This is a genomic window from Clostridium sp. JNZ X4-2, assembly GCF_054889485.1.
Genome location: NZ_CM142685.1, coordinates 851482 through 874644 on the forward strand (window position 1 = coordinate 851482; position 23163 = coordinate 874644).

Annotated in this window: 23 protein-coding genes; 21 read left to right on the forward strand and 2 right to left on the reverse strand. The window is 35.8% G+C overall.

Going from position 1 to position 23163, the window contains the following annotated elements:
* Positions 1-82 precede the first annotated feature (82 nt).
* The 4 genes from ACYUJ6_RS03975 to ACYUJ6_RS03990 all read left to right on the forward strand — a co-directional run bounded on the left by ACYUJ6_RS03975 (position 83) and on the right by ACYUJ6_RS03990 (position 4398).
* The gene (locus ACYUJ6_RS03975) at positions 83-640 is read left to right on the forward strand and encodes a 4Fe-4S dicluster domain-containing protein (RefSeq protein ID WP_461844562.1); all 558 of its coding nucleotides are present in this window, start codon (positions 83-85) and stop codon (positions 638-640) included.
* A gap of 33 nt (positions 641-673) precedes the next feature.
* A complete protein-coding gene (locus ACYUJ6_RS03980; protein WP_461844563.1) occupies positions 674-2071 on the forward strand; it encodes a [FeFe] hydrogenase, group A in 1398 nt (465 codons plus the stop codon).
* 3 nt (positions 2072-2074) lie between these two features.
* The gene (locus ACYUJ6_RS03985; protein WP_461844564.1) at positions 2075-2641 is read left to right on the forward strand and encodes a 4Fe-4S dicluster domain-containing protein; all 567 of its coding nucleotides are present in this window, start codon (positions 2075-2077) and stop codon (positions 2639-2641) included.
* A 338-nt stretch (positions 2642-2979) separates the two neighbouring features.
* The gene (locus ACYUJ6_RS03990) at positions 2980-4398 is read left to right on the forward strand and encodes a sigma-54 interaction domain-containing protein (protein ID WP_461844565.1); all 1419 of its coding nucleotides are present in this window, start codon (positions 2980-2982) and stop codon (positions 4396-4398) included.
* Between the two features lie 121 nt (positions 4399-4519).
* Here the strand turns inward: ACYUJ6_RS03990 and ACYUJ6_RS03995 are convergent, their stop codons facing one another.
* Together ACYUJ6_RS03995 and ACYUJ6_RS04000 are read right to left on the reverse strand one after the other, a co-directional pair.
* Complete coding sequence (locus tag ACYUJ6_RS03995; protein ID WP_461844566.1) at positions 4520-6085, reverse strand: response regulator; 1566 nt, start codon at positions 6083-6085, stop codon at positions 4520-4522.
* Between the two features lie 24 nt (positions 6086-6109).
* Positions 6110-7330 carry a sensor histidine kinase gene (locus ACYUJ6_RS04000; protein ID WP_461844567.1) on the reverse strand — a complete coding sequence of 407 codons (1221 nt, stop codon included), beginning with the start codon at positions 7328-7330 and terminating at the stop codon, positions 6110-6112.
* A 291-nt stretch (positions 7331-7621) separates the two neighbouring features.
* Between ACYUJ6_RS04000 and pduA the strand changes: the two genes are divergently transcribed.
* From pduA to ACYUJ6_RS04085, 17 genes are all read left to right on the forward strand, one after another.
* Entirely contained in the window at positions 7622-7903 is a 282-nt protein-coding gene (pduA, locus tag ACYUJ6_RS04005) for a propanediol utilization microcompartment protein PduA (protein WP_369702935.1), read from the forward strand.
* A gap of 19 nt (positions 7904-7922) precedes the next feature.
* Positions 7923-8810 (forward strand): propanediol utilization microcompartment protein PduB, encoded by an 888-nt coding sequence (pduB, locus tag ACYUJ6_RS04010; RefSeq protein WP_461844568.1) that lies wholly within the window; start codon positions 7923-7925, stop codon positions 8808-8810.
* Between the two features lie 49 nt (positions 8811-8859).
* Positions 8860-10524, forward strand: coding sequence for a propanediol/glycerol family dehydratase large subunit (locus ACYUJ6_RS04015; protein WP_461844569.1), 1665 nt, complete (start codon positions 8860-8862; stop codon positions 10522-10524).
* Between the two features lie 18 nt (positions 10525-10542).
* On the forward strand, positions 10543-11217 hold the full coding sequence (locus ACYUJ6_RS04020; protein ID WP_461844570.1) for a propanediol/glycerol family dehydratase medium subunit: 675 nt from the start codon (positions 10543-10545) through the stop codon (positions 11215-11217).
* 10 nt (positions 11218-11227) lie between these two features.
* Positions 11228-11746, forward strand: a complete 519-nt coding sequence (locus ACYUJ6_RS04025; RefSeq protein WP_461844571.1) for a diol dehydratase small subunit — start codon at positions 11228-11230, stop codon at positions 11744-11746.
* 13 nt (positions 11747-11759) lie between these two features.
* Entirely contained in the window at positions 11760-13592 is a 1833-nt protein-coding gene (locus ACYUJ6_RS04030) for a diol dehydratase reactivase subunit alpha (RefSeq protein ID WP_461844572.1), read from the forward strand.
* A gap of 15 nt (positions 13593-13607) precedes the next feature.
* Complete coding sequence (locus tag ACYUJ6_RS04035) at positions 13608-14051, forward strand: glycerol dehydratase reactivase beta/small subunit family protein (RefSeq protein WP_461844573.1); 444 nt, start codon at positions 13608-13610, stop codon at positions 14049-14051.
* 44 nt (positions 14052-14095) lie between these two features.
* The gene (locus ACYUJ6_RS04040) at positions 14096-14770 is read left to right on the forward strand and encodes a BMC domain-containing protein (protein WP_461844574.1); all 675 of its coding nucleotides are present in this window, start codon (positions 14096-14098) and stop codon (positions 14768-14770) included.
* Positions 14767-15420, forward strand: a complete 654-nt coding sequence (locus ACYUJ6_RS04045; RefSeq protein ID WP_461845434.1) for a phosphate propanoyltransferase — start codon at positions 14767-14769, stop codon at positions 15418-15420. Before ACYUJ6_RS04040 ends, ACYUJ6_RS04045 begins: the two co-directional genes overlap by 4 nt.
* Before the next feature lie 5 nt (positions 15421-15425).
* Complete coding sequence (eutJ, locus tag ACYUJ6_RS04050) at positions 15426-16271, forward strand: ethanolamine utilization protein EutJ (protein WP_461844575.1); 846 nt, start codon at positions 15426-15428, stop codon at positions 16269-16271.
* A gap of 35 nt (positions 16272-16306) precedes the next feature.
* Entirely contained in the window at positions 16307-17086 is a 780-nt protein-coding gene (locus tag ACYUJ6_RS04055) for a flavoprotein (RefSeq protein WP_461844576.1), read from the forward strand.
* Between the two features lie 31 nt (positions 17087-17117).
* Entirely contained in the window at positions 17118-17393 is a 276-nt protein-coding gene (locus ACYUJ6_RS04060; RefSeq protein WP_369702925.1) for a EutN/CcmL family microcompartment protein, read from the forward strand.
* Between the two features lie 40 nt (positions 17394-17433).
* Positions 17434-18456, forward strand: a complete 1023-nt coding sequence (locus ACYUJ6_RS04065) for a cob(I)yrinic acid a,c-diamide adenosyltransferase (protein WP_461844577.1) — start codon at positions 17434-17436, stop codon at positions 18454-18456.
* On the forward strand, positions 18440-19849 hold the full coding sequence (locus tag ACYUJ6_RS04070; protein WP_461844578.1) for an aldehyde dehydrogenase family protein: 1410 nt from the start codon (positions 18440-18442) through the stop codon (positions 19847-19849). Before ACYUJ6_RS04065 ends, ACYUJ6_RS04070 begins: the two co-directional genes overlap by 17 nt.
* Before the next feature lie 41 nt (positions 19850-19890).
* Complete coding sequence (locus ACYUJ6_RS04075) at positions 19891-21237, forward strand: 4Fe-4S dicluster domain-containing protein (protein WP_461844579.1); 1347 nt, start codon at positions 19891-19893, stop codon at positions 21235-21237.
* Positions 21234-21782: a BMC domain-containing protein gene (locus ACYUJ6_RS04080; RefSeq protein ID WP_461844580.1), complete on the forward strand. Its 549-nt coding sequence runs from the start codon at positions 21234-21236 to the stop codon at positions 21780-21782. Before ACYUJ6_RS04075 ends, ACYUJ6_RS04080 begins: the two co-directional genes overlap by 4 nt.
* A gap of 126 nt (positions 21783-21908) precedes the next feature.
* Entirely contained in the window at positions 21909-22958 is a 1050-nt protein-coding gene (locus ACYUJ6_RS04085; RefSeq protein ID WP_461844581.1) for a PocR ligand-binding domain-containing protein, read from the forward strand.
* The last annotated feature ends 205 nt before the right edge of the window (positions 22959-23163 follow it).

Below are 23163 nucleotides of genomic sequence, written 5' to 3' on the forward strand. Positions count from 1 at the left end.
TAACGTGTTTTTTATAATAATGCATAACTATGGAAGAATTTTACAAATTAAGTTTTAAATAAATGAAAGGCGGGTAAGTTAAATGAAACCAGATCTTAATTCGTTTGTAATAGTAGATCCTGATAAATGCATAGGATGTAGGGCCTGTGAAATTGCCTGTGCTGCAAAGCATAGAGAAAAAAATAATCAAGGACAAACTATTGGGACCATGAATGGTATTGTAACTCCAAGAAGATTTTTGGTACAAAATAAAGGTACTGTTATGCCCATACAATGCAGGCATTGCGAAGATGCACCTTGTGCAAATTCATGTCCTGTAGGTGCCATAGTTGAAAAGAATGGAAGCATAATTGTAAATGAGAAAATGTGTATAGGATGTAAAACCTGCGTATTGGTATGTCCTGTAGGAGCTGTGGATTTACTGCCTAAAATTGAAAGCAGTACCATTACAGGTGGAATTGGAGTTAAAGTCAGAGTGGCAGCTTATAAATGTGATCTATGCAAGGAAGAAGGAGGAACTCCTGCTTGCGTTAAGGAATGTCCGGAAGATGCTTTGAGAGTGGTAGATCCTAGGGAAAACAAGAAGGATCGCAGTGTTAAAGCAGCCCTGGAATTACTTGAAGTCAATGGAAATATTTAATTTATACGCTATAAAAATTAGGGAAAGAAGGGAATGTTAGATATGCTCACGGGTACTCCTATTATAAATATAGATAAAGAATTGTGTACAGGTTGCAGAAGATGTGCAGAAGTTTGTCCGGTAGATGCTATAGAGGGAGAAGAGGGCAAACCACAGTCAATAAATAAAGATAAATGTGTAATGTGCGGTCAGTGTGTTCAAATGTGCAAGGGTTATGAATCCGTATATGATGAAGTCCCTACTCCTATGAGTAAAAGATTGTTTGACAGGGGACTATTAGAGGATGTAAATGAACCTCTTTTTGCGGCATATAATGTAAGTCAGGTAAAAAGAATCAAGGATATATTAAAAAATAGAGATACATTCAAGATAGTACAATGTGCCCCTGCAGTAAGAGTTGCCATAGGAGAAGATTTCGGATTGCCTCTTGGGACTCTTAGTCCCGGAAAAATGGCAGCCGCATTGAGAAGACTTGGATTTGACAGGGTATATGATACTAATTTCGGAGCAGATCTTACTATAATGGAAGAAGGCAGTGAATTATTAAAGAGGGTAACAGAAGGAGGAATACTTCCCATGTTTACTTCCTGCTGTCCTGCCTGGGTAAAATATGTGGAGCAGACTTATCCAGAACTTCTCCCTCATCTTTCAAGTTGTAAATCACCGCAGCAGATGGCTGGAGCTATTTTTAAAACCTATGGGGCCAAGATTGACAGGGTAAATCCAGCTAGAATGTATACAGTATCTGTAATGCCATGTACCTGCAAGGAATTTGAATGTGAAAGGGAAGAAATGCAGGATAGTGGATATAGGGATGTAGATGTGGCTATAACTACAAGGGAATTGGTATATTTAATAAAGGATGCTCATATTGATTTTAACGATCTGAAAGAAGAGGAATTTGATGCTCCACTTGGAACATATACTGGAGCAGGAACCATATTTGGTTCTACCGGCGGAGTTATGGAAGCAGCTCTTAGAACAGGATATGAATTGTATACTAAAAAGCCAATTCCTAAAATAGATCTTACCATGGTGAGAGGCGGAGAAGGCTTTAGAGTTGCACAGGTGGATTTAGGAGATTTCAAATTAAAAGTAGCGGTGGTTTCTGGATTGCAGCATGTAAAAGAAGTTATGGAGAGTATAAAAAATGGCAGGTGTCATATTCATTTTATAGAGGTTATGACATGTCCCCAGGGATGTATAAGCGGCGGAGGTCAGCCAAAAATTATATTTGAATCGGATAAGGAAACAGCCTATGATAATAGAAAAGCAGGATTGTATATGCATGATTCCAATCTAACTTTTAGAAAATCTCATGAAAATCCTGCAATAAGGAAAGTATACAAGGACTTTTTAGAAGAACCTTTGGGTTATAGATCCCATGAGTTATTGCATACAAAATATAAGTCCAGAAAAGAGGAGAGTTAGGAGATGAAAAATTGCTTCGTAGTAGCAAATCCAAATAAGTGTATAGGATGCAGGACTTGTGAAGCAGCTTGTGCTATTGCACATTCCGGTGAAGATTTTTTTAATGTCAATATCTCAAAAGTCAATTTTAATCCCCGTTTAAATGTAATAAAAACTGCAAAGATAAGTGCACCGGTACAATGCAGGCAATGTGAGGATTCTCCTTGTGCAAATGTGTGTCCGGTTAATGCTATTACTAATGAAAAAGGCTATGTATTTGTAGATCAGAATATCTGTATAGGATGTAAAACCTGTTTAATAGCTTGTCCTTATGGAGTTATCGAACTAATCACTGAATACAAAAATGGAGAAAAAATACTTCAAAACAAATTTGAAGTAGTGAGTAATGAAGGAATTTTGGTGGATAAGAAAGAAAAGGTAGTGGCCAATAAATGTGATCTCTGTAAAGATAGAGAAAACGGGCCGGCCTGCATAGAAGTTTGTCCAACAGAAGCCCTTCAATTAGTTATGTATGATGATAATCACAATATTATTAAAAAGAAATCTAAAGATCAGCGTAAAGCCGGTTAAAATTTAGTGAATAATATTAAAGTACAGTGGGCAAGCTGTACTTTAATATTTTACATAGAAATAATCTTAGATTTTTAGGCTTTTAAGTCTAGAACTATTAAAATGCTTTTCAAACGTATATTCAATTATATTAATCAAGCAATTTTCGTACCAGCTTATAAGGGGGCTGTATATGCAGTGAATTTTAAGCAGCAGGTCATAATGATAAAAAACAGTATCAATGTGATAAAATAAAAAAAATAACTATCATATTGATACTGCTTTCCTTTTATTCAATAGTAAAATATGTTATACTTTAAACTAAAGTTATATTTATTATGTCTGAAAGGGGTAAGTCAGTGGAAAATCTGGATTTCATTCAAGAGGAAAGTAATATGTGCAGAATTGACATGGACAGCATATTGGAATATGATATATCTTCCTTTATACTGCAGGCTGTTTTTGACTGCTGCTATGATGGACTTGTAATTACAGATGAAAATCTTTTAATAAAAAAAGTGAATATAACAGCTGTTAAAATATTAGGCGTAAAGGAGGAGGAAATATATACAACTTATTTAAATGAAATATTAAAAGATGATGTACTTAAATCCGTATTGCTTACGGGAGAAAACAAGTTTGCGCAGGATTGTAATTTCTATATAAATGGAATTAGGATAAGATGTATTATAAATTTGGTTCCCGTAAAATTAAGGGGAAGAATAATAGGCTTGGTACTTGCAATTAGGGATACTAAGAATCTTCATAAAATGGTGAATAATGTAGTGGGATACAAGGCATCTTTTACTTTTGATGATGTGATTACAAGAAGTGAAAACGTTAAGACTACTATAAAGCTTGCCAAAAAGGCAGCCAGGACAAATTGCAATATACTTATAGAAGGCAGGAGCGGCACGGGAAAAGAGGTATTTGCACAATCCATTCATAATTACAGCAATAGGAGTAAAGGACCTTTTGTGGCCGTGAATTGTGCAGCAATACCAAGAGAACTGGTGGAAAGTGAATTATTTGGATATGAAAGAGGAGCTTTTACAGGTGCATCAAGAGGAGGTAATCCGGGGAAATTTGAATTGGCAGATGGGGGAACCATATTTTTAGATGAAATAGGGGAACTCCCTCTTGACATTCAATCAAAACTTTTAAGAGTGTTGGATAACCTTAAAATAGTGAGGGTAGGCGGAAATTATGAAAAGCCCATTGATGTCAGGGTAATTGCAGCTACAAACAGAGTACTTGCAGATGAAATAGAGAATAAAAATTTTAGAAGTGATTTGTATTATAGACTAAATGTTATGAATATTCATCTTTTGCCTTTAAATGACAGAAAAGAGGATATAGAGCTTTTAGCACAACATTTTGTAAATAGATTAAACATTAAAAATCCTTCCGAACCCAAGTATATAGATCCCTCATATGTTCAGGGATTAAATAAACATAGTTTTGAAGGCAATACAAGGGAGCTCAGGAACATAGTGGAGAGATCCTATTATCTCTGCGAAGATACCATGATAACTTCAAGATATCTTATGGAAAAAAATTTAAAAAGTGAAATTACAATGAAAAGTGATTTACCTAAGAAAATTCTGCCTTTAGAAATTGTAGAGGAACAATGTATTAAAGACGCACTTCAATATTGCGGGGGAAGTGCCATGAAAGCATCTGAATTGTTGAAAATAGGTAAAGCTACCATATATAGAAAGATAAGCAAATATGGTATAGATTTGAGTATTTATGATAAAAAGCTTTCCAATAGTTGATGATAGGTCTGAATTTAAAAGATTGTAATGACCTGCATGAATCATTACAATCTTTTGAGATACTATAAATTTTGTATAAACTCAATAGAAATGCTTTTAGCAATAAATTCTTCTTGTAGTATTACCTTGCTATTCCCTTTCTGGTTTCCAATGGAATTTTACACTCACAAGGTAATGACAGCTGGCATTTCTCACATAAAAAGTTGTTGCAGGAGCTGTCCTTTTTTTTATTATATCTGCCAATAGCATGGATAGGACACATCTGAATACAATTTCCGCAGGAATTGCAATAATCATAAATTCCGTTATAAATTCTTTTGGTAGTTCCGTAGGGTATACTTACAATTATACTTCCAAGCCTTCCGGCGCATCCTCGTTTGGTTATAAGGCACTTGCTCAAGCTGAAGGTACCCAGACCGGATATAAATGCTATATGTCTTTCTGACCAATTGCTTTTGTAATTTTTTACTGTAAATCTTGAGCTTATGGAAGGAATAATTGAAACTCCTCCCATTTCATCTATTCTTTTTGCTATGAATTTACAGAGCATATTGCTGAAAAATGTGTTCTCAATTTTTTCATAAATCAATTTTTGTGAAGAGCTGGAATTTTTATTTTTAATTAAACTTCTAATATTTGATGAAAAGGGCAGAAAATAAGATATAACTGATTTTGCTTCAGGCATCCACTCTTTAGGGGTTAAGTGGTGGGTACCTATTATTTTGTTATCCTTTAATCTCAAAAATAATGGATCCTGGGCCTGAGCAACTCCTATTAGCGGTGCATCAAAGATTCTTATATTATTTAACTCAGAAATTTTATTATAAGGTGAAGTCAAGGTGAATTCATTTACCTGCCTTATGATATTTTCAATTTTATATACAGGAGATGTCTTTCCTGGTATATCATCTAAATTCATATAGGCTAAATTCACATTTGTACTTTTTTTCAGAGTTCTGTATTTATTAGGAGACAAACCTTCATATTTCATAAAAACCTTGCTGAAATATGCAGGATCTATATATCCCACACTAAGAGCTATACTGCTCATGCTCTTGTCTGTAGTAGTTAAAAGGCGTTTTGATTCTTTTAAACGAATTTTAGATAAATAGTCTATAAAATTTATACCTGTATTATATTTAAAATATCTGCTGAAATACTGGGGACTTAGATGAACCTCTGCAGCAGTGGACTCCAGATTTATGTTTTTATTGAAATTTTTATTTATAAAATCTATGGCAGTATGAATTATATTTTTATCAGATTCTTTTTCTTTTTTAGAATGGGCTAAATTTGAATAAATTTTGTCCCTGCCTTTAAGCAAAAGTAGAATTTTGTCTATGGAATCCTTTAATTCTGAAGGTTTTGCGGGTTTTAGAATATAATCTTTTACCCCAAGCTTAATGGCATTCTGAGCAAAATTAAAGTCATCATAAGCTGTCAAAATAATAGTTTTTACATTTGGAAGAAATTCAGATATTGCCTTCTGAGCTTCAAGTCCATTTTTTTCAGGCATTTTAATGTCCATTATGATTATATGAGGGTTATATTTTTTTGCCAATAATATAGCTTCATTTCCAGTCTTGGCATCTTCAACAATATCCAAATTTTTAAAAGCCCTTTTTAGTATAAGTCTCATGGCCTGTCGTTCTAATGTTTCATCATCCGCAATTAACAATTTATACATTAATATAATCACCTCCAGCAAATTTTAATAAACTAATGGAAGTTTAATATAAACTATTGTTCCTACATTAATGGAACTTTTAATGCCAATTCCATACTGGGAACCAAAATAGTATTTTATTCTATCCTGAACTATTTGAATTCCTATACTTATATTTGAATCATCTTTATTTGAAGAATTCATTTTATCTTTTAGCAATTTTAATTTTTCGGCTTCCATTCCAACTCCATTATCCTGAACTTCAAAAACCAGATATTTTTTAGATAAAATTTTAGAAACTATACGAACTTTTCCAAATTCCTTTTTCGGCTCTATACCGTGTATGACTGCATTTTCTATTATGGGCTGCAGAGTCATGGCAGGAATTTTACAATCCAATACACTGCTTGATACATTTATCTCATAGTCTAGCTTATCCTTAAACCTCACGGACTGAATGAACAGATATTTTTTTATATTATCTATCTCGGTAGATATATTTACCATCTTGTCGGAATTTCTCAAACTGTACCTCAATATGTCCGACAGTGCATATATGAGTTCTACAGTGCTGTTAGAACTTTCTAAAAGTGACATGCTGGCCATGGTATTTAAAGTGTTAAACAAAAAATGAGGGTTTATTTGTGCTTGAATAGATTTTATTTGAATATCTCTGGCTAATTGCTGGAATTTCATTTTTTCTTTTGTCTCCTGCAATAGCTCGGAGTGTGTAATATTGGCAATTCCCATTTTAGCAATAAGGTTGGCAAACATATATAGAAAATCCGCAGCATTTTTTACTTTTTCATACTCCACAATATTTACTTCTTTTAAAGTGTATTTTAATTTATCCAGTGGTAAATACAATTCTCTGGAGAGTTTTTTTAAATCAATTGAATTTTTTGTGGTATATTCTTTTACAGAAACTTGTCCACAAAGCATTGATCCAAGATGAACATTATTCACGATTATAGGAGCAGAAAAATCTGTAAGTCCTGCATGGCAGCGATAGATTATTGGTTTCTTTAGTTTAGAAGATTTCAATCCCCCAACGGCATCACAGTTTATACATCTTTTATAGCCTTCTTTGGAAGTTCGAATAAGAGTGCAGTATTTTGAAAAGTTGCTGGGCTTTATAACAGGAACACCTGCTCTGTCCACGGTTATTGTAGACAGGTTGGTTAATTTAGAGTATTTGTCTTGTATGTCCTGCAGAGAACCTACATCTATAATTTTATCCAGTGTGTATTGCTCTAAATCATACATATTAACACCTCATCAGGAACCACATCTAATGTAAAAGATTAGTTTTATTTGATAATTTGGAATATTTGAATTATGTTGAACTTATTACTTATATATAATTATAACCTGAAATCTAAATTTATCAAACAAAATTCAGATTCAGATGTAAAAAAAGTACATAAATAGATATAAAAAATACAAATTGAAATAGTTAATATAGGTATTAAATTAAGCAATAATTTGCAAAATAAGTAGGTAAAAGTAATATACAATTAAATCAAGAATTAATATTATTTATATGGAGGTGTTCCTATGGGACAGGAAGCATTGGGAATGATAGAAACAAGAGGATTGGTGGGAGCAATAGAAGCCGCTGATTCCATGGTAAAGGCAGCAAATGTTGTACTTATTGGATATGAGAAAATTGGTTCGGGTCTTGTAACCGTTATGGTAAGAGGTGATGTGGGAGCAGTAAAGGCTGCTACAGATGCCGGTGCAGCTTCAGCCAAGAGAGTGGGGGAAGTCATATCGATACATGTTATTCCAAGACCGCATACGGATGTAGAGAAAATATTGCCTAAGATTTCAGAATAATTGATTAGAGGTAGATATGATGGATAATGAGTTAATAGAAAAGGTTTTAGATGAAATCAGAAAAAAAGTAGATCTGAAAAATTTTGATCAGGAACAATTAAATAAAATTATAAAATCGTCATCTGAGGATTTAATACAAAAACAAGATAATAATATTCAGAAAGAGAACAGAATAGATAATAAGAGGGAGGTAGATGTAATGAGTGCGCCATCACCAATAACTGAATTTGTTGGAACAGCAAATTATGGAGATACGGTTGGATTAGTAATTGCAAATGTTGACAGCCTGTTGCACGAAAAAATGGGTATTGACAAGAAATATCGTTCTATAGGAATAATAAGTGACAGGACAGGGGCAGGTCCTCAGATAATGGCTGCAGATGAAGCTGTAAAGGCTACCAATACGGAGGTTGTAAGTATTGAGCTGCCAAGGGATACAAAAGGCGGAGCAGGACACGGCTGCTTGATAATATTGGCTTCAGAAGATGTATCTGATTCAAGGAGGGCAGTAGAAGTGGCCCTTAAAGATACTGACAGAACTTTTGGGGATGTTTATGGATTTGATGCAGGGCATGTAGAACTGCATTATACTGCAAGAGCAAGTCTGGCACTGAATAAGGCATTTGGTGCTCCAATAGGAAAGGCATTTGGAATAATAGTAGGTGCTCCTGCAGGACTGGGAGTGGTAATGGCAGATACGGCACTTAAAACTGCAAATGTTGATCTGGTAACTTATGCAAGTCCTGGAAATGGAGGAACTTCATATACAAACGAGGTTATCATAACTGTAACTGGAGATTCAGGTGCTGTAAGGCAGTCGGTAATTGCCGCCAGGGAAGTAGGATTGTCTATTGCCAGATCCATGGGTCAAAATCCTGTTTCTACTACAGGTACCCCTTATGTTTAATATTTAAAAATTTAAAGGGATTAAATATGTTTAAGGAGGATTTCAATTAATGAAAAGATCTAAGAGGTTTGAAATATTAGAGAAAAGACCGGTTCATCAAGATGGCTATGTTAAAGAATGGCCGGAAGTTGGACTTATAGCAATAGGAAGTCCAAATGATCCAAAGCCAAGCATAAAGCTGGAAAATGGAAAAATAGTTGAAATGGATGGAAAGAAGAGAGAAGATTTTGATTTTATAGATACTTTTCTGGCAGATCACTCAATAAATTTAAAAAATACTGAAAAAGCCATGGCACTGGATTCCACTGATATCGCAAGAATGCTTGTCGATATAAATGTTTCAAGAGATGAAATAATAAAAGTAACAACTGCTCTTACAGCAGCAAAATTGGTAGAAGTAGTTGACAAATTGAATGTAGTTGAAATGATGATGGCTCTTCAAAAGATGAGAGCAAGAAAAACACCTGCCAATCAAGCACATGTAACTAATCTGAGAGATAATCCAGTTCAGATTGCAGCAGATGCAGCAGAAGCTGCATTAAGAGGGTTTGCAGAGATGGAAACAACTGTAGGTATAGTAAGATATGCTCCTTTTAATGCAATTTCAATTTTAGTAGGATCCCAAACAGGAAGACCGGGAATTTTAACGCAGTGCTCCCTGGAAGAAGCTACAGAACTTAAATTGGGAATGCTTGGATTTACAGCTTATGCAGAGACAATATCTGTATACGGCACAGAAAATGTGTTTGTAGATGGCGATGATACTCCATATTCCAAGACTTTCCTTGCATCAGCCTATGCATCAAGAGGACTTAAAATGAGATTTACTTCAGGTACTGGTTCTGAAGTTCAAATGGGATATGCAGAGGGAAAATCCATGCTTTATCTGGAGGCCAGATGCATAATGATGACAAAAGGTGCCGGAGTTCAGGGACTCCAAAATGGATCAGTCAGCTGTATAGGTGTGCCTGCAGCAGTACCGGGAGGTATCAGGGCAGTACTTGGGGAAAACCTTATAACTGAAATGCTTGATCTTGAAGTTGCTTCAAGTAATGACCAGACCTTTACGCATTCACAGATAAGAAAAACTGCCAGAACCATGATGCAATTTTTACCGGGAACCGATTTCATATGTTCAGGTTATAGTTCAACTCCAAATTATGACAATATGTTTGCAGGTTCGAACTGGGATGCAGAAGATTATGATGATTGGCTGGTTCTTCAAAGGGATCTGAAAGTGGATGGAGGTCTTCAGCCAGTAAAGGAAGAAGATGTTATAGCAGTTAGAAATAAAGCGGCTAAAGCAATGCAGGCATTGTTTAGAGAACTGGGATTACCAGCTATAACTGACCAGGAAGTTGAAGCAGCAACTTATGCCCATGGAAGTAAAGATATGCCGGCAAGAAATGTAGTGGAGGATTTGAAGGCAGCTCAGGAATTGCTTACAAGAGGAATGACAGGACTGGATATAGTAAAAGGACTTTATAAAGGTGGATTTACTGATATAGCAGAAAGAGTTCTCAGCATACTTAGGCAGAGAATAGCAGGTGATTATTTACATCCATCTTCAATATTTGATGACAAGTTTAATGTCATAAGTGCTGTAAATGATAAAAATGATTATATGGGACCTGGAACCGGATATAGAGTAGAAGGGGAAAGATGGAATCAATTAAAAGATATAACGTTTGCTCTAGATCCTGAAAAAATGTAAAGGAAAGAGGGATTGGTTATGGTAAATTCAGTATCCAACGAAGAATTAATAGAATCTATAGTGCAGAAGGTTTTAAGTCAGCTGCCAGCTAACACTGATAATAGCAGCACATCTTCAAACAGTGATTCACCTGCTGCAAAAGTAGGAAATATGAGAATTGAAGAAGCAGGACCCGCAGAAAAAGGCAGGAGAAGCGATGAAGTTGTAATAGCATTGGCACCGGCTTTTGGATTATATCAAACAGAAACAATAATTGGAATACCTCATAATGAGGTTTTAAGAGAAATCATGGCAGGAATAGAGGAAGAAGGTATTGCCGCAAGATTTATTAGAGTCTTAAATACTTCAGATGTGGCTTTTATAGCTCATGCAGCAGCAAAATTAAGCGGTTCAGGTGTTGGAATAGGAATACAATCAAAGGGAACTACAGTTATTCATCAAAAAGATTTGGAACCATTGAATAATCTTGAACTGTTTTCACAGGCACCTTTAATAGATAAAAAGACTTTCAGGGCAATAGGAAAAAATGCGGCTAAATATGCTAAAGGCGAATCACCGGATCCGGTTCCAGTTGTAAATGACCAAATGGCAAGACCGAAATACCAGGCAAAAGCAGCAATTCTTCATATAAAAGAAACTCAGCATGTAAATAGAGCTGCTAAGCCTATAGCACTAAAAGTAATTTTTGAATAGGGGTGAAATTATGGATAATAATGATTTGATACAGCAGATAGTCAGTGAAGTTTTGAAGAACATAGATCCCAATAAAAGCAGCAGTACAGAAAAGACAGCAGTAAACAGCTGTGACGGAGAGAGACTAACTAAAGAGGACTATCCTTTAATTCAGAAAAGACCTGATCTTGTAAAAACAAATACAGGTAAAAACATAAAGGATATAAAAATTGAAGATGTTTTGAATGGAAAAATAACTCCGGATGATATAAAGATAACTCCAGAAGTACTTTTATATCAAGCTCAGATAGCAGAGTCAGTTGGCAGAGATCAGTTTGCAGAAAATCTTAAGAGAGCAGCCGAACTCACTAAAGTACCAGATGACAGAGTGCTTGAAATTTACGGAGCTTTAAGGCCACATAGATCTACAAAACAGGAATTACTTGACATAGCAGATGAACTGCAAAATAAATATAATGCAAATATCAATGCTTCACTTGTAAGAGAAGCAGCTGAAGTATATGAAAAAAGAGATATGTTTAGATCTTAGGCAGGTGATATAAGTGAAATTTGTAGCAGGAGTTGATATAGGAAATTCCACTACTGAAGTTGCAATCGCAGATGTAGAGAACAAATTAGAATTTAAAACAAGCAGCATAGTTAAGACTACAGGAATTAAGGGGACTTTGGATAATGTGGTGGGAGTAGTAAAAGCTATAGGGGATGCCTGTGACAATATACATATAAATGTACAGGATCTGAATGTTATATGTATAAATGAGGCAACTCCAGTTATCGGAGATGTAGCTATGGAAACCATAACTGAAACGGTTATTACAGAGTCCACTATGATAGGACACAATCCGGATACTCCCGGAGGTATGGGAGTAGGAGTGGGAAAAACCATATATCTGGATGAATTGGAGAATATGTCAAGCAACGAAGCAGTAATTTGTGTAGTCCCTAGAAAAGTTGATTTTGAAACTGCTGCAAAAAGATTAAATGAAGCCTTTGATAATCATATTAATATAACTGCTGCCATAGTGCAGGGTGATGATGGTGTGATAATAAGCAACAGGTTGAAAAGAAAGATTCCCATTGTAGATGAAGTATCCTATATTGATAAAGTACCTATGGGCATGCTGGCAGCAGTGGAAGTGGCAGCACCGGGTAAAACCATAAGGGCATTGTCCAATCCCTATGGACTGGCTACTGTTTTTAAACTTTCGCCAGAAGAAACTAAACATGTAATTCCCATAGCAAGAGCTTTGATTGGAAATAGATCTGCCGTTGTCATAAGGACTCCTGAGGGAGATGTAAAAGAGCGGGTTATACCTGCAGGAAATCTCATACTTATGGGAGAAAAACAAAAGGGTGAACTTCCAATAGAAAGCGGTTCGGAAGCTATAATGAAGGAATTGGGCAAAGTATGGCCCCTTAAAGATGTAACAGGAGAAGCTGGAACCAATGTAGGCGGAATGTTGGAGAGAGTAAGACAGGTAATGGGGGAGCTTACTAGTCAAAATATAGATGAAGTAAAAATTCAGGACATTCTGGCTGTAGATACATTTATACCTCAAAAAGTTCAAGGGGGAGTAGCTGGCGAATTTTCTCTTGAAAATGCAGTGGCATTGGCAGCTATGGTAAAGACCAGCAAACTTCCAATGGAGAGTATTGCCAAAAGGCTGGAAGATGAAACAAAAGTAAAAGTTATAATAGGCGGTGTTGAAGCAAATGTAGCAGTTAGGGGAGCACTTACTACTCCAGGAACGGATAAGCCGCTGGTAATACTTGATATAGGAGGAGGCTCCACGGATTCAGCCTATATAAGCAGGAATGGAGATATAAGATCCATTCATCATGCAGGAGCAGGACAGATGGTCACAATGCTTATAAATTCAGAGCTGGGATTAAATGATTTAAGCCTTGCGGAAGATATAAAAAGATATCCGCTGGCTAAAGTTGAAAGCCTGTTTAATATAAGATATGAGGGCGGAAATGTTTGTTTTTATCAAAACCAGCTGGATGCTTCCCTATTTGCAAGAAATGTTATTGTGAAAAATGAAGATGAAATGATTCCGATTCCAACTAAACATTCTATAGAGAAAATAAGAATGGTCAGAAGGGAATCCAAGGAGAAGGTATTTGTAACCAATATTAAAAGGGCGTTGAAGGACATAGCTCCAAATCATGACATAAGATCTGTGGATTTTGTAGTGCTTGTAGGAGGATCCGCACTGGATTTTGAAATACCTGAAATGATATCTGATGAATTATCCCATTATGGAGTTATATGTGGAAGTGGTAATATACGAGGATTTATGGGGCCCAGAAATGCAGTAGCTACAGGTCTGGTAATTGCATATTATCAGAGCTTACATCAAGATAACTTATAAAAGAGGTAGTTTAATATGATTGATAATGCAAATATAGATAAACCACATGTGAATATATGCTTGGATAATCCTGCAGAATCTCTTTTAAAAGAGATTCTCGCCGGATTGGAAGAGGAAGGTATTCCATACCAGTTAAAAAATATAAATTTTACCCAGGATAATATAATAAAAATTGCATATGAAGCTTCTGAGGAGTCCAGGATGGGAATAGCTATTGCAATGAAAAATGATAAAGTGGTGCTCCATTATAATAAACTTAAAGAAAATCATCCTCTTATAAATGTCAGACTTGATTATTATGAAAAAGACAAGGCAAGGGTAATTGGCTGCAATGCTGCCAGACTCTATAAAATCATGCCGTTGAAATCTTTTGAAGATACCAGTGAGAATGAGCTGAGGCAGCAGGTTAAATCAGCAGTTATTTCTGTTTTAAAGAACTTTAATTTAAATATTTCTTAAAATTTTATGTATGTACTCCATATGTAACAAGAGGAGGGATTTTTATGAATGGAGAGGCCCTTGGTGTTATTGAGACTATTGGAATGGCTGCAGCAATAGAAGCTGCAGATAGTTGTGTAAAATCAGCAAATGTAACCCTTATAGGTTATGAACTTACCAGAGGGAGCGGTCTTGTAACAATTAAAATAGAAGGAAACGTAGGAGCAGTTAAGGCCGCAATCAGTGCAGCAAAAGTAAGTGCGGGCAGGGTTAACAAGGTGTATTCTACCCTTGTCATACCAAGACCTGCTAAAGATTTAGACAATATTATACAGTCAAAAGAAACAGTGGGACTTGAAAAAACTGATGATAATATTAAAGATGAGAGTATAGTTTCTCATGAAAAGTTGGAACACAATGAGAAGTTGGAAGGTTCTGAGACCAAAGATTCTGATTTAGAAGAACCTGAGCCGGAGGAAAAAAACAAGGATGAACAGGAAGAAATTAATTCATCAGATGAATTAATTGAGGAGGACAAATCTTTTGATGCAGTTGAAGCAACTGCACCTGAAGAAAAACATGTAATTAAGGTTGAAGACATAGATTCTTCCAAAGAAAACACAGAAGATAATAAGGAAGTATGTAATATATGTCATGATCCTGAGTGCCCCAGAAGAAAAGGACAGCCGAGAAACTTATGCATTCATTACAAAAAAACATGGGAAGGCGATAGAGAATAATGGAGATTAATGAAAAATTTGTAGAGGATTTAGTATCACATATTGTAAGGGAAAGCAGAATTAAAAATAAAGAATTTTCTATCCCTATAGGTATATCAAACAGGCATATTCATCTTACTGAGCAGGATTTGGAATATTTATTTGGTAAAGGGTATGAACTTACAGTTAAAAGTCAGGTAAAACAACCGGGACAGTTTGCAGCAAATGAAACTGTGGCTATTGCAGGTCCTAAATCATTTTTTCCTAGGGTGAGAATTCTGGGCCCGGTGAGAAAATACAGCCAGATTGAAATATCCAGAACAGATTCCTATGCTTTGGGTATAAAAGCACCGGTTAGAAGTTCAGGAAATCTTGAAGATTCAGAAACCCTTTCCGTTATAGGACCTAAAGGAAGTTTGGTGTTGAAAAATAAAGTTATATGTGCCAGCAGACATATTCATATGCTTCCCCGGCAGGCTGAATCCTATGGTGTAAAAAATGGAGATTTAGTAGATGTGGAAACCATGGGTTCCAAGGGTGTCATATTCAAAAATGTACTTATACGTGTAAGTAATGCATCTGCACTGGAATTTCATATAGATACAGATGAAGCCAATGCATCAGAAACAAAAGGCAGTGCTTTAATTAGAATATTAGGCTTGAGCAGGTGATGTAAATGGTAAAAAAACCTTTGAAGAATACATTGGAGACAGCTAATTCATTTATTATGGAAATGGAGAAATCTTTTAAAAATCCCAATAACATTGATAAAAATCAGGATTTAAAAGTTGGAGTGGATTTAGGAACTTCCAACATTGTAATAACAGTACTGGATAAAGATAATAAACCTGTGGCTGGAGAATTATATCCTGCCAATGTAGTTAGGGACGGTATAGTTGTTGAGTATTTAAATGCAGTAAATATACTTAGAAGTTTAAAAGAAAAACTGGAGGGTACTTTAAAGAGAAAGCTGGAATATGCAGCTACGGCCATACCGCCGGGAATAGGTTCAGGAAATACAAAAGTAATTGCAAATGTAGTTGAGGCTGCTGATTTTATGGTTACCAATATAATAGATGAACCCACTGCAGCTTCTAATGTTCTAAAAATAAATGAAGGTGCAGTAGTGGATGTAGGTGGAGGAACCACTGGAATATCCATATTAAAACATGGAAAGGTGGTATATTCCGCAGATGAGCCTACAGGAGGTCATCATTTAAGTTTAGTTGTATCCGGAGCACTTCAAATGGATTATGAAAAAGCAGAAAAATATAAAATTGATGAAAAAAATTATAATACAGTATTTCCACTAGTGAGACCCGTAATTGAAAAAATGGCAGATATAGTTAAAAAGAATGTGAAGGGGTATGATGTAAATACTATCTATCTAGTAGGAGGAACGTGTTGTTTAAAAAATATAGAAAGTATATTTGAAAAATATACGGGTATAAAAACTATTAAGCCTTATAATCCTCTCCTTATAACACCTATGGGAATAGCTATGAATGACATTAAAAAATAAGGATACATGAGAATTAAGATAAGTGAGGTAAATAAATGGATATAAAAGATTTATTAAGACCTATAGTTGCTCAAATTGTAAGTATGATAAATAAAAAAGTGCTTTTATTTATATCAGGAGGAGCGGTAAACCTAAAGGAGATATTTGAAATACTGGCTTCCATGAATATTTTACAATATGATATAGTTATGACAGAATCTGCAAAAAAGGTTATCCCGGAAAAATATATCAATAGTCTCAACGGCAGGTTGATAGAGTCTAAGGAGGAACTGACCAAGGCAGTGAGGGAAGATGATTTGGTTTTAATACCGGTGATGACCAGAAATACACTGTCAAAATGTGCAGTGGGCATAGAAGATAATTTAGTGACTACGGGAATAGCAGAAGCTCTTATGATGAATAAAAAAGTCATGGCGGTATCAGATAGTTTTGATCCTGAGAACCCCAGAAACATATGTCTGGGATTTAGCAAAAATCCGGCATACAATAGATTTATATTGAATTACAAAGACAATTTATGCAGCCTGGGAGTTGATTTTATTCAGGGAGATGAACTGAAAAAAGCACTGGAGAGTAAACTTGTCCTTTTAAATAATTATAATGACAGCTTATCCATGACAAATGAAGAAAAGGAAGAAGTAGTAAACATAGAAAGTAAAGATAAAAACAGTATATTATCCGGTGTTATAACTGCAAAGGACATTCTGGCTAATATGGGAAAATCAAAGGAAATCTATATAAAACAAGGTGCATTGATAACTCCTTTGGCAAAAGATTATATGGATAATAACAATATAATTGTAAAATACTGCTGATCACTTAAATTATAAGAAAAGGAGAATAAGTATGTTTTTGGCTAAGGTAGTTGGAAATGTTGTTTCTACTCAAAAAAATGAAAAACTAATAGGAAGTAAGCTGCTTATAATTAAAAAGATAGATGAGGATGAAAACATAATAGGTGAACCTCTGGTTGCTATAGATACAGTAGGTGCGGGAGTTAATGAAATTGTGATTGTAGTTACGGGAAGCGGAGCGAGAAATGCAAATGAGTCAGGCAGCAATATACCTGCAGATGCATCTATTGTAGGAATCGTAGATGAGGTGGAATGGAACAAACACTAATTGTTTGCCTTTAATTGGCATTTAAGGTGGTGATAAATTTATGAAAATATACACTAGAACTGGCGATAAAGGGAATACTAGTTTGGTAGGCGGCGAGAGGACAAATAAATACGACCTTAGGGTATGGGCTTATGGAAGTATAGATGAGGCAAATTCCTCAATTGGTCTGGCAAGGGCATCCATTGAGGATAAGAAATTAAAAGATAAACTCTTAAAAATACAAAAAACTCTCTTTGAAGCTGCAGCAGAACTTGCTTCACTTGGAACTAAGGAATATAAGCCCAGAATAAAGGATGATGAGGTTATATTTCTAGAGGACACCATAGATGAACTGGACAAAATGAGACCGGTACAAAATGGATTTATAGTACCGGGCGGTACTATGGAATCTGCTCATCTTGATGTGGCCAGGACAGATGTAAGAAGGGCAGAGAGGTATATATCTGAACTGAAAAATCATTATGAAGTAAATAATAGTTTACAGAAATATGTAAACAGATTATCCGATGCCGTTTATGCTATAGCCAGGTATTTCGACTACAAGGATATTTTAGAAAAAGCAGAGGAAAAGTTGACTGAGCTAAAGGACAGCGGGGAAATCAACGCAAAGGGTAATTTAAAGGAAAGCTTACTGACAAAATCAGTACTTAACAGGGAAACTGCTGAATATATAACTGAAAAATGTATAGAAAAATCCCGTGAAATAGGAGTACCCATGGTGATCTGTGTTGTGGATTTTGATGGCAATGTCATATTGCTGGAACGGATGGATAACTCTCTTCTAATAAGCATAAAAGTTGCCTTGAAAAAAGCATATACTGCTGCAGCTCTTAAAAGTCCTACAGGAGATCTGTATAAATCATCCCTTCCAGGAGGGGATTTTTATGGACTTAACCATGAAAAAGATATAGTGACTTTCTCAGGAGGATTTCCTTTAAAAATAGGAGATGACATAGTAGGTGCCATAGGAGTAAGCGGAGGTACTATAGATGAAGATACCAGTGTTTCACAGTATGGAGTAGAAGTTTTTGAGGAGGTAGTAAAATATGGAACTAAAAGGTAATGATTTATCTTTAATAATAGAAAGAGTCTTAAAAGAATTAAATGAGAGAGATACAAAAAAAGAAGTCAGTGATGGGGTATTTGATACTATGGATGAAGCCATAGCAGCAGCTTATGAAGCTCAAAAAGTATATCAGGGGTATACTCTTGAACAACGTGAGAAGTTGATAAGTTCTATGAAAAAAGCACTGATGGAGAATGCCATGAGTATAGCTAATCTCTGTGTGAAGGAATCAGGAATGGGCAGAGTTGATCATAAGTATTTAAAATTAAAATTGGTAGCTGAAAAAACCCAGGGAACGGAAATATTAAAAACTGAAGCCTATACAGGTGACAAGGGACTTACATTGGTTGAGCGTGGTGCTTTTGGTGTAATAGGTTCTATAACACCATCCACTAACCCGGCTGCTACAGTTGCCTGCAATGCAATATGCATGCTGGCAGGAGGAAATACAGTGGTATTTTCACCTCATCCAGGTGCATTTAATTCATCCATAACCACTATGAAAGTTTTAAATAAGGCCATAAGAGAAGCAGGAGGCCCGGACAATCTGCTGACAGCAGTTGCAAAACCTTCTTTGGAAAACACCAATATGCTTTTGAATGATGGCAGGATCAGGATGCTGGTTGCTACAGGCGGCCCTGGAATAGTAAGAATGGTATTATCCTCAGGAAAAAAAGCTATAGGTGCTGGTGCGGGAAACCCTCCTGTTGTAGTTGATGAAACTGCAGATATTAGAAAAGCGGCCAGAGATATAATACTTGGATGCAGTTTTGATAACAATTTACCTTGTATAGCTGAAAAAGAAGCGCTGGTAGTTGAAGGGGTATATGAAGAACTGATTAAATATATGAAGGAAAACAGGGCGGTTTATGAAATAAATGATGCTCAAGCAGATAAGCTGGTTAAAACAGTTTTAAATCAGGATAGCAAATCCGGAAAGTATTCCATAAACAAGGAATTTGTGGGAAAAAGTGCCAGGAGCCTGCTTGAAAGTATAGGTGAAAATGCACCGGATGAAGTGGAATGTTTAATTTACAGAACTGAAAATTGTCATCCATTTGTACAGCTGGAATTAATGATGCCTATACTGCCAATAGTTAAGACCAGGGACTTTAAGGAAGCTTTAAAGCTAGCTGTAGAAGATGAACATGGCAACAGGCATACGGCTATAATGCATTCAAAAAATATAGATAACTTAACTGAAATGGCAAGAAAAATAGATACCACTATATTCGTTAAAAATGCACCTTCTTATGCAGGCATAGGTTTTGGAGGAGAAGGTTACACCACATATACCATAGCAGGGCCTACCGGAGAAGGCCTTACAAATGCCGTTTCCTTTACCAGAATTAGAAGATGTACCATGGTTGACTCGTTTAGAATAGTTTAGCCAGGTAATATTGCAGTCTTTGGGGGAAGAGAGGTGTAATATTGGATTTATTAGATAAGATTAAAGAAGCAGGTATTATAGGAGCTGGAGGAGCAGGATTTCCAGCTCATGTAAAACTAAATTGCAAAGTTGAATATTTTATAATAAATGGTCTGGAATGCGAGCCATTATTGCAGTCTGATAAATATTTGATGAGAAATAAAAGTGATGAAATAGTGAGTACAGCGGAGGAAATAGGCAGTGCAATTGAAGCTGAACATATTGTAATAGGCTTGAAAGAGGAGTACTACCATGAAGTACTTGCTCTTAGGGAATCCATAAAAAAGCTGAATTCCAAAGTGGAGCTTCATTTGAGCAGGACCTTCTATCCGGCAGGAGATGAGCAGATACTTGTTTATGAGATAACAGGACGCACAATACCTCCTGGAGGTATTCCATTAAATGTAGGTGCAGTGGTATCAAATGTGGGTACGGTATTTAACATATCCGAGGCTGTACAGCATAAACCGGTTATATATAAATTTGTAACTGTTATAGGAGAGATAGTCAAACCTTCAATTATTAAAGTCCCTATAGGTACTTTGGCTCGAGAGTGCATTGAAAAGTGCGGCGGAACTACTGTAGATGATTATATGGTTATAATGGGCGGACCTATGATGGGAAAATTACTTTCAAAAGAATCATTCGAAAATAGGGTCATTACCAAAACAGATGGTGCAGTTTTTGTAATTCCAGCGGATCACTATTTAGCTCAGAGAGAAAAGATGACTATAAAACATATGAAAAATCAGGCTAAATCAGCTTGTATACAATGCCATTATTGTACCGATATGTGTCCTAGGTTTTTAATTGGACATCCGATTCATCCCCATAAGATAATGAGAGCTGTTGCGTTGAGTGAGGATAATGATAAACTGTTTAAGGAAGCACTCATATGTTGCGAATGTGGTATCTGCGAATTATATGCTTGTCCAATGGGACTGTCCCCTAAACGCATAAATGTATACTTTAAGGGAAAGCTAAGAGAAAAAGGTATAAAGTGGAAAAACACTACAAATATATTTGAAGGAAATATTCTCAGAGATTACAGGAAAGTACCTACAAATAGGCTGATATCAAGATTGGCATTGAACAAATATGTGGATCAGCAAATTGAAGAGGGGGATGAAATAACTCCCGAAGAGGTAAGCATCCCATTAAAGCAGGGAATAGGAGCACCGGCCTCTCCTGTGGTAAAAGCGGGAGATAAGGTTGAAAAAGGACAGCTGATTGGGAAAACAGAAGAGGGTAAAATGGGCTCAAATGTACATGCCAGCGTTGACGGTGAAGTTATTGAAGTAGGTGAAAATGTAGTCATAAAGACTATGCAGGTTGAGGTGATACCATGATAAGAACTATAGGAATGATAGAGTTGAATAGTATAGCCAGGGGAATTCAGACTGCGGATGTAATGATAAAAGCTGCGGAAGTTGATTTGATTTTGGCAAAAACTATCTGCCCGGGTAAATATATCGTCTTGATTACAGGTAATGTAGGGGCGGTAAAGGCTGCGGTTGAAAGCGGCAGGCAGCTGGGAGAAGAGTATGTTGTAGATACACTGCTACTGCCTAGTGTTGAGGAGCAGGTAATTCCTGCAATAAATCAATCTTCGGGCGTTACAAAATTAAAGGATCTTGGAGTCATGGAATTTTTTAGTGTAACGGCAGCTGTTGTTGCAGCAGATGCAGCTGCTAAATCTGCAGATGTGCAACTTATAGAAGTGAGGCTTGGAATGGGAATAGGAGGAAAATCCTTTGTGACTTTAACAGGGGATGTAAGTGCAGTTAAAAATGCTGTTACAGTCGGTACCAATACTGCCCTTAAGAGTGGCATGCTGGTAAATAAGGCAGTTATATCAGGACCGAGCAAAGAACTGCTGCAGTACTTGTTATAAAATATGATGATTTAGTATACTGTAAATTCCAGTAAAACAAAGTGCGCTTTGTTTTATTGGAATTTAATTATTTAATATAGGTTTTCAAATGGATGGTGTATTCAATAAAATATAGGGGGGATAGATATGGTTTTACATCATAGTAAGGCATCATTGGAAGACACAGATAATATAGAAATAGCTAATGTAATTGATTTGGACTTTTTACAAAAATTTCAGGATGATTTTGCCAAAAGTGTTGGAATGGCTGCTATAGCTTCAGATGATAAGGGAAAGCCGGTGGTCAAAGCAAGTGAATTTACAGATTTTTGTATGAAGATGACAAGGGGATCTGAGATTGGAAATAAAAGATGTGAAAGATGTGATAAGGAAGGGGGTTTAGAATCCTATAAAACAGGTAAACCTGCTATTTATTCATGCCATGCCGGACTTACAGATTATGCGGCTCCCATACTTTTAAATGGAAAAGTTATTGGAAATATGCTAGGAGGGCAGGTTTTGACTGAACCGCCTGATGAAGGTAAATTCAGAAAAATAGCTGTGGAAATAGGAGTTGATCCAGATGAGTATATAAAAGCTCTTAGAAAGATAAAAATTATAGGAAAAGATAGAATAGAAGCTGCAGCAAATGTACTTTATATGACTTCAAATACACTTTCAAAACTTGGCTATAATCAGCATAGGTTAAGGAACATGGGTAAAAATGTAAATGAGAGCCTAGATCAGATATCTGCCTCTATGGAGGAACTTTCTTCATCTGCCATGACTGTATCAGAGAACCAACAATCCTTAAATAAAGAAATACAAAATATAAAGGAATTGTCCGAAAAAATATATAAAATTGTAGGAGCTATAAAAAGTATTGCAGATCAGATAAAGATGTTGGGTTTAAATGCAGCTATTGAAGCTGCTAGAGCAGGTGAATATGGGAAAGGTTTTGGTGTAGTATCTGATGAAATAAGAAAGCTTTCAGATAGTTCAAAAGAAACTGCTGTGAAAATTGTAGAACTCACTTCAAATATTCAGGAATCAGTTTCAAAAACTCTTGAAGCTTCAGAGCACACTTCAAGGATAACTGAAAATCAGGCTGCTGCTATTGAACAAATTAATTCCGGCCTGCAGGAAATAGTGTCAATGTCCTCCAAGATGAACGAACTGGCTGAAAGCTTGGAATAAATCAGCATAATTAGTATTGATGTAAAGTACGCAAAAGGCCATCTTTATATTTAAATATAAAGATGGCCTTTTTGCGTTTATACTAATTTAAATGTATATATTTTGTTTATGATTTAATGGTTAATAATAATCCAAATTATTTAAATGTTCGTATAACTAAACAAGATGAAGTATGTACTAAAAAAACAGATAACACATGAAATAT